Genomic DNA, 14,266 nt, shown 5'->3' on the forward strand with positions numbered 1-14,266 from the left:
GCTTCCGTGTTTTTCCAACCGTGCCTGCCAGCCCATGCTTTTCAGCCTGAACACCGCGACCTGGGTGCTGAGCGCCTTGACGGTCTTTGGCGTCATCTTCCGGCCCATGCGCTGGCCCGAATGGGTCTTTGCCGTTGGCGGCGCGGTTCTCCTGGTGGTCTCCGGCCTCCTACCATGGGCGGAAGCCCTGCATGGGATCGAAGAGGGCACGGATGTTTATCTGTTTCTCGCCGGCATGATGCTTCTGGCGGAGACCGCCCGTCGGGAAGGGCTGTTCGACTATCTCGCAGCCTTTGCGGCACGCATGGCGAAGGGGTCGCCACGCCGGCTCTTTACGCTGGTCTATCTGATCGGAACGCTGGTCACGGTGTTTCTGTCGAACGACGCCACGGCCGTGGTGCTGACGCCGGCCGTGATCGCGGTGACGCGCGCGGCAGGCGTGTCTTCACCGATCCCCTATCTTCTGATCTGCGCCTTCGTGGCGAACGCCGCCTCTTTCGTGCTGCCGATCTCCAATCCCGCCAATCTGGTGGTGTTCGGACAGGATATGCCGGCGCTGGGTGAATGGCTCACCCGCTTCGCGTTTCCTTCGCTCCTTGCCGTCCTTGCCACCTTTTTCGTGTTGCGCTGGACGCAAGGGCGCGAACTAGAGGGAACTACGAACACGGAGCTTGCGATCCCGCGCCTTTCCACCGGTGGGCGCATCGCTGCCATCGGCTTGGTGGTGGCGGCATTCGTGCTGGTGGGCTCCTCGGCGCTCGGCCTGCAACTCGGAATGCCAACGCTCGGCGCCGGCGTGCTGACCGCGCTGGCCGTGACGGTGGGAGAGCGCTCGAACCCTTTGCCGCTCGTCAGGGAAATCGCATGGGATACGCTGGCGCTGGTCGCTGGACTGTTCGTGGTGGTCCGCGCGCTCGAACTGAGCGGCCTTCAAAGCATGCTCGTCGATGCGTTGCAGGGGCCCTTGAACGAGGCGCCGCGCCTCGGCGCGTTTCTGGCGGGCGTGGTGATGGCCTTCGGCACCAACCTCACGAACAATCTGCCCCTCGGCCTGCTGGGCGGCGCCTTCACGACTGCCGCCGATCTGCCCGAAAAGGTCGTCGACGCCATTCTGGTCGGCATCGATCTGGGGCCGAACCTGTCCGTCACGGGATCGCTCGCGACCATTCTGTGGCTGACGGCGCTGCGTCGGGAGGGTCTGTCCTTCAGCGCGTGGCGCTTTCTCAAGATCGGCTTTCTCGTGATGCCGCCGGCTCTCCTGCTGGCGCTGGGCGCGGTGATCCTTCATCCCTGAACCCGCCTGCCTTCGCGGCAAAAACTTGCTGTGTCACCGCCCCGTCTGCCCCGCAATGGTCGCCAACAGGCGGACGGCGCGAAAATTTTGCCTATCTATGGTGACACGTCAGCACCAAAAGGAATGCCTTTCGCCGATGACCGACCGCCCGTCCGCAAGCCAGTCGCGTTCCACGCGCGCGACCGACGCGGAAATTTTCACGCCGACCACCGATCCGGTCGCGGACCTGCTTGCCATTCTCGACCTCGAAACGATCGAACGCGATCGTTATCGCGGCTTGAGCCCGCGCTCGGCCTGGCAGCGGGTGTTCGGCGGCCAGGTCGCGGCACAAGCGCTGGTGGCGGCCCAGCGCACGGTGCCCGCGGATCGTTTCGTGCATTCGCTGCATGGCTACTTCATGCGGCCGGGGGATATTTCCGTGCCCATCCTCTACGAGGTCGCGCGCCCGCGTGACGGCGGTTCGTTTTCGACACGGCAGGTGCTCGCCATCCAGCATGGCGAGGCGATCTTCTCTCTCAGCGCTTCATTCAAGCGCGACGAAGACGGGCTCGACCATCAGATCGCGATGCCCGAAGGCGTGCCTGATCCCGAAATGCTGCCGGGGCGCGAGGCCTTGATGGCGATGATGGGGGAGAATGCACCCGATACGATCCGCCGCTACTGGGCGCGGCCCCGGCCTTTCGAGCTCCGGCCCGTGGGGCTCGACCATTATGTGAGCCGCAAGAAGCTCGCGCCCCGCCAGGATGTGTGGGTCAAGGCGATGGGACCGATCCCGGAGGATCGCCTGACGCAGGCGGCGGTGCTCGCCTATCTCAGCGACATGACCCTGCTCGACACCGCGACCTTCGCACACGGCTTGAGCGTGTTCGACGCGGACGTGCAGGCGGCGAGCATCGACCATGCGGTGTGGTTCCATCGCCTAGCACCGCTCGACGACTGGCTGCTTTATTCGCAGGACAGCCCGTCGGCATCCGGCGCGCGCGGCTTTACGCGCGGTTCCATCTTCACGCGCGACGGCAGGCTTGTCGCCTCCGTGGCGCAGGAGGGGTTGATACGCCTAAGAACTAGGCAGAGTTAAGCCGCTACCTCTTAACTGCATTCGAATTAGTCATCCTGCCTATTCCGTATCCGGGTCTTCCGGACCGCGGATCGCACTTCCTTCCGCCTTCGAGCAGCCGGTTCGAAACTGGCACGAAGCTTGAATGGCGTTTGCCGCGCTTCCCTTCGAGAGGGCTTTTCCTGCGGCTTTGGCCCACGGATCGGACTGAGGGGACGCATGGGGCGAACCGGCCGCAAACTCCTTCGCGGCCGTGAAAAGAAGGGCAACCGCATGAAGATTGTGATGGCGATCATCAAGCCATTCAAGCTCGACGAGGTGCGCGAAGCGCTCACCGCGATCGGGATCCAGGGCCTGACCGTTTCAGAGGTCAAAGGCTACGGCCGTCAGAAGGGCCATACCGAAATCTATCGCGGCGCCGAATACGCCGTTTCGTTTCTGCCGAAGATCAAGATCGAGATCGCGGTGCCGACGGACCTCGTGGACCGCACGGTGGAGGCCATCGCATCGGCTGCCAAGACCGGCCAGATCGGCGACGGCAAGATTTTCGTGATCGGGCTCGACCAGGCTTTGCGCATCCGCACCGGCGAAACCGATCAGGACGCGCTGTGAGCGGGCGGGGGACTATTCCTATGGAGAATTCAATGACTGTTTCCGACCGCCTGATGCGCGTTGCGCGCACGGGCCTCGCCGGAGCCCTGGTGCTGGGGGCACTGGGCACCGTGGCAGCCTTCGCACAGGAAGCCGCGCCGGCCGGCGTCGCTGCCGGCACCGAAGCGGCAGCCGCCGCACCCGCCATGACCGTGGACAAGGGCGACACCACCTGGATGCTGTTGTCCACCGTGCTGGTGCTCCTGATGACCATTCCGGGCCTTGCCCTCTTCTATGGCGGCCTCGTGCGCGCCAAGAACATGCTCTCGGTCCTGATGCAGGTGTTCACGATCACCGCAGTGGTGATGATCATCTGGGTGTTCTACGGCTACAGCCTGGCCTTCACCCCCGGCAACGCCTTTGTCGGCGGCTTCAGCAAGATGTTCCTGGCTGGCGTCGACACGACGACGCTTTCGGAAAGCTTCACCAAGGGCGTGGCCATTCCCGAACTGGTCTTCGTCTGCTTCCAGATGACCTTCGCCTGCATTACGCCGGCTCTGATCGTCGGCGCCTTCGCCGAGCGCATCAAGTTCTCGGCCCTGGTGCTCTTCGTCATCCTCTGGGTCACCTTCGTCTACTTCCCCATCGCCCACATGGTCTGGTTCTGGGGCGGTCCGTCGGCCTATTCCGACCCGAACACCGGCCTGATCTTCTCCTTCGGCGCGATCGACTTCGCCGGCGGCACGGTGGTTCATATCAATGCGGGTATCGCGGGTCTCGTCGGCGCGCTGATGGTGGGCAAGCGCATCGGCTACAAGCGTGACATCATGGCTCCGCACTCGATGACCATGACCATGATCGGCGCCTCGCTCCTGTGGGTCGGCTGGTTCGGCTTCAATGCCGGCTCGAACCTCGAAGCCAATGCCTATGCGGCGCTCGCCATGATCAACACCTTCGTCGCCACCGCCGGTGCGACCGTGATCTGGATCGCGCTGGAAGGCGTGCTGCGCGGCAAGGCCTCCATGCTGGGTGCCGTGTCGGGTGCCGTCGCCGGCCTGGTGGCCGTCACGCCGGCCGCCGGTTTCGTCGGTCCGATGGGCGCCATCGTGCTCGGCATGGTTGCATCCGCCGTGTGCTACTTCTTCGTCTCGGTGGTGAAGAACGCGTTCAACTATGACGACAGCCTCGACGTGTTCGGCATTCACGGCGTGGGTGGCATCATCGGCGCCATCGGCACCGGCATCCTGGTCAATCCGGCACTCGGTGGCGCGGGCATCGTCGATTACTCGACGGCCGATTTCGCCGCGGGCTATGCCGGCATCGCGACCCAGGTCTGGGCGCAGCTCAAGGGCGTGCTGGTGACGGTGGCCTGGTCGGGCATCGGCTCCGCGATCCTCTACAAGATTGTGGATCTGATCATCGGCCTGCGCCCGTCCAAGGAAGCCGAGACCGAAGGCCTCGACCTCACCTCGCACGGCGAAGCAGCCTACCACTCGTAAGAGTTCAACCGAGGCGGCCGGCACGTGACCGGCCGCCCTCCAGAGGGGCGATCCGCAAGGATCGAGAACAAGAAGCCCGGCACGCTCAAACGTGCCGGGCTTTTTCATGTCGGAGGCGCAGCCATACGGAAGACGCGCAAATTGCCGCGAAGAGAGAGAATCACGGGCGCGTGAGGTTGCGCATGCCGGCCGCAAACCTCATCTTGGAACCGGTCCCAATGCTCTGGCAGCAGGGCCGCCCCGCCACATGACCGCCCTGGAGTTCCGCGACAGCCCATGCCGCATGACACCCCTTTGATCGCCACCATCGTTGCAGGTCTGGGCTTGGCCTTCGTGTTCGGCGCCATCGCCCAGCGCCTTCGGATCCAGCCTTTGGTGGGCTATCTCCTGGCGGGTGTCGCGGTCGGTCCCCATACGCCGGGCTTCGTGGCGAGCCAGGAACTGGCGCCGGAGCTGGCCGAGATGGGTGTGATTCTGCTGATGTTCGGCGTCGGCCTGCACTTTTCGCTGAAGGACCTGCTTTCCGTGCGCGCCATAGCGCTGCCGGGCGCGGTGGTGCAGATGGGCGTGGCAACCGCGCTCGGGGCGGGGTTCGCGTCGCTGATGGGCTGGCCGCTCGCGGGCGGGCTTGTCTTCGGTCTCGCTCTCTCGGTCGCAAGTACCGTGGTGCTGCTGCGCGCGCTCGCCGAGCGGCGGCTGGTCGAGACCGAGAAGGGACGGATCGCGGTCGGCTGGCTGATCGTCGAGGACCTCGCCATGGTCCTGGCTCTCGTTCTGCTGCCGGCCATCGCAGGTCTTCTCAGCACCGGCGCGGAAGGGAATGCCACCGCAAGCGGGGTCGTCGCGCACTGGTTCGAGGCGAACGGCTATGGTTTCGGCCTGTGGGAGATCATCGGCATCACGCTTCTGCAGGTGGCGATATTCGTCGTGCTGATGCTGGTCGTCGGCCGGCGCGTGATCCCCTGGCTGCTGCATTACATCGCCCATACCGGCTCGCGCGAACTGTTCCGTTTGTCCGTGCTGGCGATTGCGCTGGGCGTGGCCTTCGGAGCCGCCAAGCTCTTCGGCGTGTCGCTGGCGCTGGGTGCATTCTTTGCCGGCATGGTGCTGGCCGAATCCGAGCTCAGCCATCGCGCGGCGGAAGAGTCGCTGCCGTTCCGCGACGCTTTCGCAGTGCTGTTCTTCGTGTCCGTCGGCATGCTCTTCGACCCGACCAGCCTCATCCGCGACTTCTGGCCGGTTCTCGCCACCGTCTTCATCATCATCATCGGCAAGTCGCTGGCGGCGTTTCTGATCGTGAAGGCGTTCCGCTATCCGACCGCGACCGCGCTGACGATCTCGGCCAGTCTGGCGCAGATCGGCGAGTTCTCGTTCATTCTGGCCGAACTCGGCGTGGGGCTCGGCGTGTTGCCCGAGCAGGGGCGCAGCCTGATCCTGGCGGGCGCCATTCTGTCGATCCTCTTGAATCCGTTGGTCTTCATGTCGATCGACTGGCTGGCGCCACGGCTCGAGCGGCGCGGGCGCGTTCCGGTGCCGGCTACGGCCGCACCGGCTGCGGAAAGCGGCGAGGCGATCGCGCCGGTTGCCGTGGACGACGACGTGCCGGCACAGACCATGCAGACGGGCCACACGGTTCTCGTCGGCTATGGCCGCGTCGGCACGCTGGTCGCCGCCTCCCTGCGCGAACGGGGCGTGCCGCTCGTCGTGATCGAGGATGCCGACAAGCGCATCGCGGAACTGCGCAAGGAGGGCATCGAGACGATCATCGGCAATGCGGCGAGCACCGTCATTCTGCGCGCGGCGAACCTGCCGGCGGCCCGGCGGCTGGTGGTTGCGATCCCGAATGCCTTCGAAGCGGGGCAGATCGTAGAGCAGGGCCGCGCGGCGAACCCGGATCTGCACATCGTCGCGCGCGCTCATTCGGATGCCGAGGTCGCCTATCTTTCCGATCTCGGTGCGGCAGACGTCGTCTTGGGCGAGCGCGAGATTGCGCGTGGGATCGTTGAGAGGCTAGCCGATGATGGCCCTTTTTCGGGACCGCTCGTCGATGGCGGAAACGCGGAGGAACTTGTCGGCGAGGGAGGGGCTGGCCTGTCGCGACACGGGTCGTTCGATCAAGAAGGCACTGGCAGCGGCGAAGCCAGCCAGTTGGCCATGGGGAGTGATCCCGCACCCGGAAATTCTTCGCCCGACACTGCTCCCGCATCGGACGATCCGGATCGGGCGGGCTCGAACAAGCCATCTGGGTAGTGATGTGGGTGGGAAACCGATTCCGCCAGCTTAGCGAAAACCACCTGAGAGCATTGCGGTAGGCAAGAAAAAGGCCCGGCAGGACTTCCTGCCGGGCTTTTTCAATTCGATCGCTGAAAGATCAGAAGTTCTGGTCTTCCTGCGGCGCATTCACGCCTTCGCCCAGGATCGAGCTGCTGGCCTCGGGGGTGGGGGCGCTCGCCGAGCCGATGCCGCGGTCGTTCCGCTCGATCGAACGGGTCGTGCCATAGTCCACACCGTAGTTTGCGGCGGGGACGTTGGTTTCGGCGCTCGGATCATTGAAGCCGCCCGTCGAGTTATTCATCCAACGCGAAGGCTGGTCCGAAATGTTCGGGGACAGACGATCCTGAACGTTCTGGGCCAGAACAGGCGAAGCCATGGTGAGTACAAGTGCGGTTGCTGCAAGAATCTTTTTCATGATCATATCCAATCGTTCCAAACTATTCTCTGTTGGACGCCTGCTTGGGATCAGAAGCGCCCTGTTGACAGCCGGATAAGTTTGGCGACCTTTCATGTTTCCATCACAAAAAAGTTGAGTTCGGTGAACACTCCGTCGCGTGGTTGCGGTTGAAACTCTTTCGGCTTGCCCCGTGTGCGCCCAAAAACGGTTGCGCGCGCTCCATGGTTAATGGCCCCTTTACCAAGCGATTCTAGTCTCCTCGCGATTCCGTCCGGGCATGGGTTCGCTCGGGCGCACGGGAGCCTGTTTCATGCCTTCATCCGCGCATATCCTGATCGACGAGCCGCAGTCGGGCTTGAGCGAGTGGACACGCCGCTCGCTCAAGCGGCTGGCCGGATTGGGGGTGATCGCGGGACTGGCAGGTGCGGTCGCCGCGCTCGCCACCTGGAACGTGGCCGATCCCTCGTTCTCGAATGCGACCGATACGCCGATCACCAATGCGTTGGGCTATCCGGGTGCCGTATTCGCCGATGTGGCTGCGCAGTTCTGGGGGCTGGCAGCACTTGCCGGGCTGTTGCCGATCCTCAGCTGGGGCGTGATGCTCGCGCGTGCGACGCCGATCTACCGCCCCGTCTGGCGCGGGCTTGCAGCCTTTGGCGGCTCGCTGCTCGCCGCCGGCATTGCCGGCTGCATCACGCCGCCGCCGACCTGGCCGCTGCCGATGGGCCTGGGGGGCGTCTTCGGCGATGCCGTGCTGTGGTTGCCGAGCCTCGTCATCGGCGAATATCCGCAAGGTTTCAGCGCCATTCCGGTCGCCGTCATTCTGGCGGCCCCGACCGTCTATCTTTTCCTGTTCGGGGCCGGGCTGATCATGCGCGATCCGCCGGTCTATGAGGAAATCGAGGGCGACGACGAGGACGGTGAGGACCGCGTCAGCTTCTGGGCGTCGCTTTTCGGCATCCTGTCGCATTACTGGCTGTTCCTGCGTGCGCAGAGCCGCCGCCATCTGGCCGGCATGCGCAAGGAGCGTGCATCTTCCAACAATCCGCTCCTGAACCCCGAGCGCGGCTGGCGCCGTGCGGCCGAGCGGGTGGAAATGGAAGAAGCCGCCGAGTTCCGCGCCGAGCCTCGCATGGCGAGCCATCGCAGCGACCCGCAGATCCGGGCGCGCGTCGAGCCCGAATTCTTCGCAGCCATGGTCGCCGACAACCGTTCGCACCGCGTGAGCGAACCGGTAATGGACGAAGCGCCATGGGCCTCGCCCGCTGCCGACCCGTTCGCGGGCCAGCAGGACCGGTTTGATGCGCCCGCCTGGGATGAGACGCCCGTGGAAACCGACCTGTCGCTCGAGCCGCATGAATTGGCGGGCGATCCTTATAGGCAGCAGGATGGGTTCGAGCAGGCTTACGCTGATCCTGCCTATGCCGAACCAGCCTATGATGCGACCGCTTACAGCGAACCTGCCTATGCGGAGCCGGTTGCGCCACGCCCGCGCACGCCGGTCGGGCCCAATACGCAGGTGCGCAACTACCGTACGCCGTCGCCGTCGGCTTTGCGTGAAGCCGCCCAGCGTGAGGAAGAGTGGCGGCGTGCGCGCAGCCCCGCGAGCCTGCCGGTGGATGCAAGCGAGTTCGCAGCCGCCTTCGAAGACGAGGATGCGCCCTTCGACATGGAAGACGACTTCGCCGCTGCCCTGGAGGCCGAGCCGCTGGTGGATATTCCCGCAGCCGTCCAGCCGCAGGCCGTGCAGCAGGGGCTTCCGCGCGTGAAGATCCCGGCACTGTCGCGGCCCGCGCCTTTGCCGCCGGTGGTTCAGGCGCCGGCCGCGATGGCCACGGCCACGGCCGCCATCGCGGCACCGGCTGCCGTCGCGACCGCTGCCATGCACCGGATGCCCGCCCCATCGCGCGAGCTTGTCCGTTCCTTTGCAACCGGCGGCTTCGAGATGCCGGATCTGTCCTTCCTCGCCCAGCCCAAGGGTGCGGTGCGCGACCCCTCCCTTTCGCCCGAGGCGTTGCAGGAGAATGCGCGGCTGCTCGAAGGCGTGCTGGAAGATTTCGGCGTGAAGGGCGAGATCATCCAGGTTCGTCCGGGTCCGGTCGTGACGCTTTATGAACTGGAGCCCGCGCCTGGCATCAAGTCTTCCCGCGTGATCGGTCTGGCCGACGACATCGCGCGTTCGATGTCGGCCATCGCCGCGCGCGTCGCGGTGGTGCCGGGGCGCAATGCGATCGGCATCGAACTGCCGAACACGCGGCGCGAAACGGTCTATCTCCGCGAGATGCTGGCGAGCCAGGATTTCGCCGACAGCCAGGCCAAGCTCGCGCTCGCGCTCGGCAAGACCATCAATGGCGAGCCGGTGATCACCGACATCGCCAAGATGCCCCACGTGCTCGTCGCCGGCACCACCGGTTCGGGCAAGTCGGTGGCGATCAACACCATGATCCTGTCGCTGCTCTACCGCATGTCGCCCGAGCAGTGCCGCCTGATCATGATCGATCCGAAGATGGTGGAACTCTCCGTTTATGACGGCATCCCGCATCTGCTGACGCCTGTCGTGACCGACCCGAAGAAGGCCGTGGTCGCGCTGAAATGGACCGTGCGCGAGATGGAAGACCGTTATCGCAAGATGGCGAAGCTTTCGGTGCGCAACGTGGACGGCTTCAATGCGCGTGTGGCGCAGGCGGCCGAAAAGGGCGAGATGTTGTCGCGCACCGTGCAGACGGGCTTCGACAAGCAGACGGGCGAGGCGATCTACGAGACGGAAGAGCTCGATCTCGAGCCGATGCCCTATATCGTCGTGATCATCGACGAAGTCGCCGACCTGATGATGGTGGCGGGCAAGGACATCGAAGGGGCCGTCCAGCGCCTCGGCCAGATGGCGCGTGCGGCGGGCATCCACGTCATCATGGCGACGCAGCGTCCCTCGGTCGACGTCATCACCGGCACGATCAAGGCGAACTTCCCGACCCGTATCTCCTTCCAGGTGACGTCGAAGATCGACAGCCGCACGATCCTGGGCGAACAGGGCGCGGAACAGCTGCTCGGCCAGGGCGACATGCTGTTCATGGCCGGCGGCGGCCGCACGCAGCGCGTGCACGGGCCGTTCGTGTCGGACCAGGAAGTCGAGCGCGTGGTCAGCCACCTCAAGCTTCAGGGCGTGCCGGAATATCTCGACGCCATCACCGAGGACGAGGAGGAAGACGGCGAGGATGAGCGTCCGGCCAAGGGCGGGAATGGCGGCGGCGGAGCGTCGGGTGGTGAGACGTTCGACGATTCGGATGATCCGTACGATCAGGCCGTCGCGGTCGTCCTGCGCGATGGCAAGGCGTCGACCTCGTATATCCAGCGGCGACTCGGGATCGGCTACAACCGTGCGGCCTCGATCATCGAGCGCATGGAGCAGGAAGGGATCGTGGGCCCCGCGAACCATGCGGGCAAGCGTGAGATCCTGGTGCCGACGGAAGAGGACAAGATGTGAGGGATGGGGTCAAGGTTTCCGCGAAGGCTGAGCGCCCTCGAAGCTGAACTCAACCCTCGCAAGACCTTGTCCGCTTCCCCCTTGCTTCACCCCCTCCCGTGCCCCACTTCCGCCCGGATGGGACGGCACCACACGGAGATGAGCACCATGACCCTTTCGACCCCTTTCCGCCGTCTCGCGGTGGCCGCTGCGGCCGCTCTCTCTCTGAGCTTCGCCACGCCGGTCTTCGCGCAGCAAGGTGCGGCGACCGCGCAGAAGATCGCCGACCATTTCGCCTCGATCCGTTCCATGTCGGGCGAGTTCGTGCAGTTCGGGCCCAAGGGCGAGCAGACGGGCGGCAAGTTCTTTATCCAGCGGCCGGGCAAGATCCGGTTCAACTACGAGTCGCCCTCGGCCTATCGCGTGATCGCGGACGGCAACAATGTCGTCATCGACAATCGCAAGCTGAACACGTCCGACCTTTATCCGCTGTCCAAGACCCCGCTGAAGCTCCTGCTCGACGACCGCATCGACCTTTCCGACGGCAAGCTGAAATCGGTCAAGGAAGACAACGACCTGACCACGATCCAGCTCGCCGACAAGTCGGTGTTCGGCAATTCGCGCATCACCATGATGTTCGACCCGAAGACCTTTGACCTGCGCCAGTGGACGATCACGGACGCGCAAGGGAAGGACACGACGGTGATGATCTTCAACGTGCAGGAGGGCGCCAAGGTCGATCAGAGCCTGTTCGCCATCGACTACACGCGCAACCGTGTCGTGAACCAGAAGAAGAGCCAGTTCCGCTGAGCGGCGGAACGCGCTTTCAAGGCCTCTTTTCAGGCAAGGGCAGGGTAGGCTAAAGCCGCTCCCATGCCCTTCACCATCGCCACTTGGAACATCAACTCCGTCCGCCTGCGCATCGGCTTAGTCGAGCGCTTCCTGAGCGAATACGCGCCAGACGTGCTGTGTTTGCAGGAAACCAAATGCCCGGACGACCTCTTTCCGCACAACAACTTCCACGCGGCCGGCTACGAGGTGGTCGGCGTCAGCGGGCAGAAAGGCTATCATGGCGTGGCGGTGGTTTCGCGCCGGCCCTTCGAAGTGGTCGAGCGGCGGCGCTTCTGCTCCAAGGACGATTGCCGCCACATGTCGGTGCGCGTGCAGGCTGGCGCGAAATCGCTGCTCGTCCATAATTTCTACGTGCCCGCCGGCGGCGACGAGCCGAACCCGGACGTGAACCCGAAATTCCGGCACAAGCTCGATTTCATCGAGGAAATGCGCGAGGTGCCGGCCGAGCACAGCGCGGATTCCGGTTCGATCCTGGTGGGCGATCTCAACGTCGCGCCGCATCCCAACGATGTCTGGTCGCACAAGCAGATGTTGGGCGTGGTCAGCCATACGCCTGTCGAAACCGAAGGGCTCGAATCCATGCGCAAGGCAGGCCAATGGGTCGACCTGATGCGCCATGGCGTGCCGGACGACGAGAAGCTCTACACGTGGTGGAGCTATCGTGCGGCGGACTGGCTGGCTTCGAACCGGGGGCGGCGGCTGGATCACGTCTGGGGCTCGCCGGGAATGGAGAGCCACTTGACGGGGATCAGGATGCTCAAGGATTTGCGCGGATGGGAGCGACCGTCCGATCACGTCCCGGTGCTGGCGACGTTTGATCTGGATTGAGGGCAGGGGCTGGCTTTGCCTCGGTGAAGCGGCGAAGTTACCTCCACCCGTCGAAGAGCCAGACAGCCCTAGCTGAACCGCGGTGTGAGCCGGTCGATCTCGTCCACCATCGTCTGAAAATCCGTCGCGATGCGCCGGTAAAGGCGCACGGCCAGATCCGGATATTCTTCCAGAATGCGCCGGAAGGAGCGGCGATCGACTTTCAGCAGGGACACGGCGCCTGCCGCCACCGCACTGGCCGGGCGTTGCGTGGTGGTGATCAGTGCATATTCGCCGATCAAGGCGCCGGGTTCCAAGGTGCCGACGGGCACCTGCTTGCCCTGCCTTTCGCGGAAAAGTTCGATCGTCCCTTCTGCGAGGATGAAAGCGGCTTCCGCCTTGTCGCCCTCGCGAAACACGATCTCGCCGCGCCGGAAATCCAGACGTTCGGCACCGAAGGCCAAGAGGCGCAGCTGGTCGGGCGCAAAGCCCTCGAAAAGGGCCACGCCTGACAGGATGCGGATGTCGTCATCCAGTGCCATCGTGTCCTCGAGGGTTCAATCGTTCTCCGATTACCTCAAGAACACCCAAAGTTGAATTAACTTGGCGGTTCTTCTCGCCGGCAAATTGAAAGACGCTGCGTCAGCGCAACTTTCCTCTTATGGGATAAGCTTATAGCCGCCGCTTTCGGTCACCAGAATTTCGGCATTGGACGGATCGCGCTCGATCTTCTGACGCAGGCGATAGACGTGGGTTTCGAGCGTGTGGGTGGTGACGCCCGAATTGTAGCCCCACACCTCTTCCAGGAGCACGTCGCGAGTGACGACCTTCTGGTCGGCACGGTAGAGATATTTGATGATCGCCGCTTCCTTCTCGGTCAGGCGCACCTTGCCGCCCTTGCCGTCGATCAAAAGCTTCTGGCTGGGCTTGAAGGTGTAGGGACCGACGGTGAAGGTCGCGTCCTCGCTCTGCTCGTGCTGGCGCAACTGGGCACGGATGCGGGCGAGAAGCACGGCGAAGCGGAAGGGCTTCGTCACATAGTCGTTGGCGCCGGCTTCGAGGCCGAGGATCGTATCCGAATCCGTGTCGTGGCCCGTCAGCATGATGATCGGCGCCTTGTAGCCGCCTTTGCGGAGAACCTTGACCGCCTCGCGGCCGTCCATGTCGGGCAGGCCGACATCCATGATCAGGAGATCGACCGTGTTGCTGCGCGCGGCGGCAATGCCCTTGGCGGCATTGTTTTCTTCCTTGACCGCGAATTCCTCATAGAGCGCGAGCTGCTCGACCAGCAGGCCGCGGAGATCGTCGTCGTCATCGACCACAAGAATGGTGCGTGAAGTCATCGGTTTCCTGTCAGCGGGGCGTGGCAAGACGGCCGGGCCCGGCTAAAAGGTGCGCGCAGGCTATGAGGGACGTTTCTTGCGTTCATTTCAACAATATAGGGTCTCGGACAACGCAACAAAGGCCGAAAGTGCCTCTTGGTTCCTTTCCGTTCGTGCGAGGCCGGGAAATCCACAACAGGGAATCCTGCGGATCGGCGCGCAGACATTCCCCTGTGCGCTCGGCAAAGGGGGAATATCGTCGAACAAGCGGGAAGGCGACGGGGCGACGCCGCTGGCGCGGATGCGCGTGGTGAAGGCCTATTTCAGGCCACGGCACTCGCTCGACCTGATGCCCTGGCGGGCAGGGGTGCCGCTGGAGGGGATCGAGCGAGACTTGGGCTGGTGCGACGCTTCGGGCGACCGCAACTACAACCAGCCGGTGCGCCTGCCTTACCCTGCGAGCCACGAAAAGATGGCGCGCGACGACCGGCTCTACGACACGGTGCTGGTGCTCGACTGGAACCTCCGTCCGGCCAAGCGCGGGCGGGGCAGTGCCATCTTCCTGCACCTCGCCCGGCCGGGTTTCACGCCGACCGAAGGTTGCGTGGCGGTTTCGCGGGCAACCATGCGGCGGATCCTGCCGCTGTTGCGGCAGGGCTCGGTGGTTCAGGTGCTGCGCTAGCCGTTTCTCTTTCCAGTTTTACGATGACGAC

Annotated in this window: 12 protein-coding genes; 9 read left to right on the forward strand and 3 right to left on the reverse strand. The window is 64.4% G+C overall.

The window, feature by feature from the left end:
- The first annotated feature begins 34 nt into the window (after positions 1–34).
- The 5 genes from NGM99_RS15300 (at position 35) to ybaL (ending at position 6,691) form a co-directional block, all read left to right on the forward strand.
- Positions 35–1,294, forward strand: coding sequence for an arsenic transporter (locus NGM99_RS15300; protein ID WP_252820427.1), 1,260 nt, complete (start codon positions 35–37; stop codon positions 1,292–1,294).
- Between the two features lie 136 nt (positions 1,295–1,430).
- Positions 1,431–2,372, forward strand: coding sequence for an acyl-CoA thioesterase (locus tag NGM99_RS15305; protein WP_252820429.1), 942 nt, complete (start codon positions 1,431–1,433; stop codon positions 2,370–2,372).
- Between the two features lie 252 nt (positions 2,373–2,624).
- The gene (locus NGM99_RS15310; RefSeq protein WP_252820431.1) at positions 2,625–2,963 is read left to right on the forward strand and encodes a P-II family nitrogen regulator; all 339 of its coding nucleotides are present in this window, start codon (positions 2,625–2,627) and stop codon (positions 2,961–2,963) included.
- 53 nt (positions 2,964–3,016) lie between these two features.
- Positions 3,017–4,441, forward strand: coding sequence for an ammonium transporter (locus NGM99_RS15315; RefSeq protein ID WP_252820813.1), 1,425 nt, complete (start codon positions 3,017–3,019; stop codon positions 4,439–4,441).
- A gap of 276 nt (positions 4,442–4,717) precedes the next feature.
- Positions 4,718–6,691: a YbaL family putative K(+) efflux transporter gene (ybaL, locus tag NGM99_RS15320; protein WP_252820433.1), complete on the forward strand. Its 1,974-nt coding sequence runs from the start codon at positions 4,718–4,720 to the stop codon at positions 6,689–6,691.
- 121 nt (positions 6,692–6,812) lie between these two features.
- Here the strand turns inward: ybaL and NGM99_RS15325 are convergent, their stop codons facing one another.
- Complete coding sequence (locus tag NGM99_RS15325; RefSeq protein WP_252820435.1) at positions 6,813–7,130, reverse strand: hypothetical protein; 318 nt, start codon at positions 7,128–7,130, stop codon at positions 6,813–6,815.
- A 292-nt stretch (positions 7,131–7,422) separates the two neighbouring features.
- Here NGM99_RS15325 and NGM99_RS15330 point away from each other — a divergent pair, with 292 nt between their 5' ends.
- From NGM99_RS15330 to NGM99_RS15340, 3 genes are all read left to right on the forward strand, one after another.
- Positions 7,423–10,593, forward strand: a complete 3,171-nt coding sequence (locus NGM99_RS15330) for a DNA translocase FtsK (protein ID WP_252820437.1) — start codon at positions 7,423–7,425, stop codon at positions 10,591–10,593.
- A gap of 117 nt (positions 10,594–10,710) precedes the next feature.
- Positions 10,711–11,382: an outer membrane lipoprotein carrier protein LolA gene (locus NGM99_RS15335; protein ID WP_435371439.1), complete on the forward strand. Its 672-nt coding sequence runs from the start codon at positions 10,711–10,713 to the stop codon at positions 11,380–11,382.
- A gap of 63 nt (positions 11,383–11,445) precedes the next feature.
- Positions 11,446–12,252 carry an exodeoxyribonuclease III gene (locus NGM99_RS15340; RefSeq protein WP_252820441.1) on the forward strand — a complete coding sequence of 269 codons (807 nt, stop codon included), beginning with the start codon at positions 11,446–11,448 and terminating at the stop codon, positions 12,250–12,252.
- Positions 12,253–12,320: 68 nt separating this feature from the next.
- Here the strand turns inward: NGM99_RS15340 and NGM99_RS15345 are convergent, their stop codons facing one another.
- Both NGM99_RS15345 and NGM99_RS15350 read right to left on the reverse strand, forming a co-directional pair.
- Positions 12,321–12,773, reverse strand: coding sequence for a cyclic nucleotide-binding domain-containing protein (locus tag NGM99_RS15345; protein WP_252820443.1), 453 nt, complete (start codon positions 12,771–12,773; stop codon positions 12,321–12,323).
- Between the two features lie 117 nt (positions 12,774–12,890).
- Positions 12,891–13,574, reverse strand: coding sequence for a response regulator transcription factor (locus NGM99_RS15350; RefSeq protein ID WP_252820445.1), 684 nt, complete (start codon positions 13,572–13,574; stop codon positions 12,891–12,893).
- 181 nt (positions 13,575–13,755) lie between these two features.
- Between NGM99_RS15350 and NGM99_RS15355 the strand changes: the two genes are divergently transcribed.
- Entirely contained in the window at positions 13,756–14,235 is a 480-nt protein-coding gene (locus tag NGM99_RS15355; protein ID WP_252820814.1) for a L,D-transpeptidase family protein, read from the forward strand.
- Positions 14,236–14,266: the final 31 nt, after the last annotated feature.

It is taken from the genome of Mesorhizobium liriopis, assembly GCF_024053505.1.
Taxonomy (GTDB): domain Bacteria; phylum Pseudomonadota; class Alphaproteobacteria; order Rhizobiales; family Rhizobiaceae; genus Mesorhizobium_B; species Mesorhizobium_B liriopis.

Excerpts from the sequence above, each read along its gene's own strand:
- NGM99_RS15325 (WP_252820435.1), bottom strand. The coding sequence starts at position 7,130 with ATGAAAAAGATTCTTGCAGCAACCGCACTTGTACTCACCATGGCTTCG.
- NGM99_RS15345 (WP_252820443.1), bottom strand. The coding sequence starts at position 12,773 with ATGGCACTGGATGACGACATCCGCATCCTGTCAGGCGTGGCCCTTTTC.
- NGM99_RS15300 (WP_252820427.1), top strand. The coding sequence starts at position 35 with ATGCTTTTCAGCCTGAACACCGCGACCTGGGTGCTGAGCGCCTTGACG.
- NGM99_RS15310 (WP_252820431.1), top strand. The coding sequence starts at position 2,625 with ATGAAGATTGTGATGGCGATCATCAAGCCATTCAAGCTCGACGAGGTG.
- NGM99_RS15340 (WP_252820441.1), top strand. The coding sequence starts at position 11,446 with ATGCCCTTCACCATCGCCACTTGGAACATCAACTCCGTCCGCCTGCGC.
- ybaL (WP_252820433.1), top strand. The coding sequence starts at position 4,718 with ATGCCGCATGACACCCCTTTGATCGCCACCATCGTTGCAGGTCTGGGC.
- NGM99_RS15335 (WP_435371439.1), top strand. The coding sequence starts at position 10,711 with ATGGGACGGCACCACACGGAGATGAGCACCATGACCCTTTCGACCCCT.
- NGM99_RS15305 (WP_252820429.1), top strand. The coding sequence starts at position 1,431 with ATGACCGACCGCCCGTCCGCAAGCCAGTCGCGTTCCACGCGCGCGACC.
- NGM99_RS15330 (WP_252820437.1), top strand. The coding sequence starts at position 7,423 with ATGCCTTCATCCGCGCATATCCTGATCGACGAGCCGCAGTCGGGCTTG.
- NGM99_RS15315 (WP_252820813.1), top strand. The coding sequence starts at position 3,017 with ATGCGCGTTGCGCGCACGGGCCTCGCCGGAGCCCTGGTGCTGGGGGCA.
- NGM99_RS15350 (WP_252820445.1), bottom strand. The coding sequence starts at position 13,574 with ATGACTTCACGCACCATTCTTGTGGTCGATGACGACGACGATCTCCGC.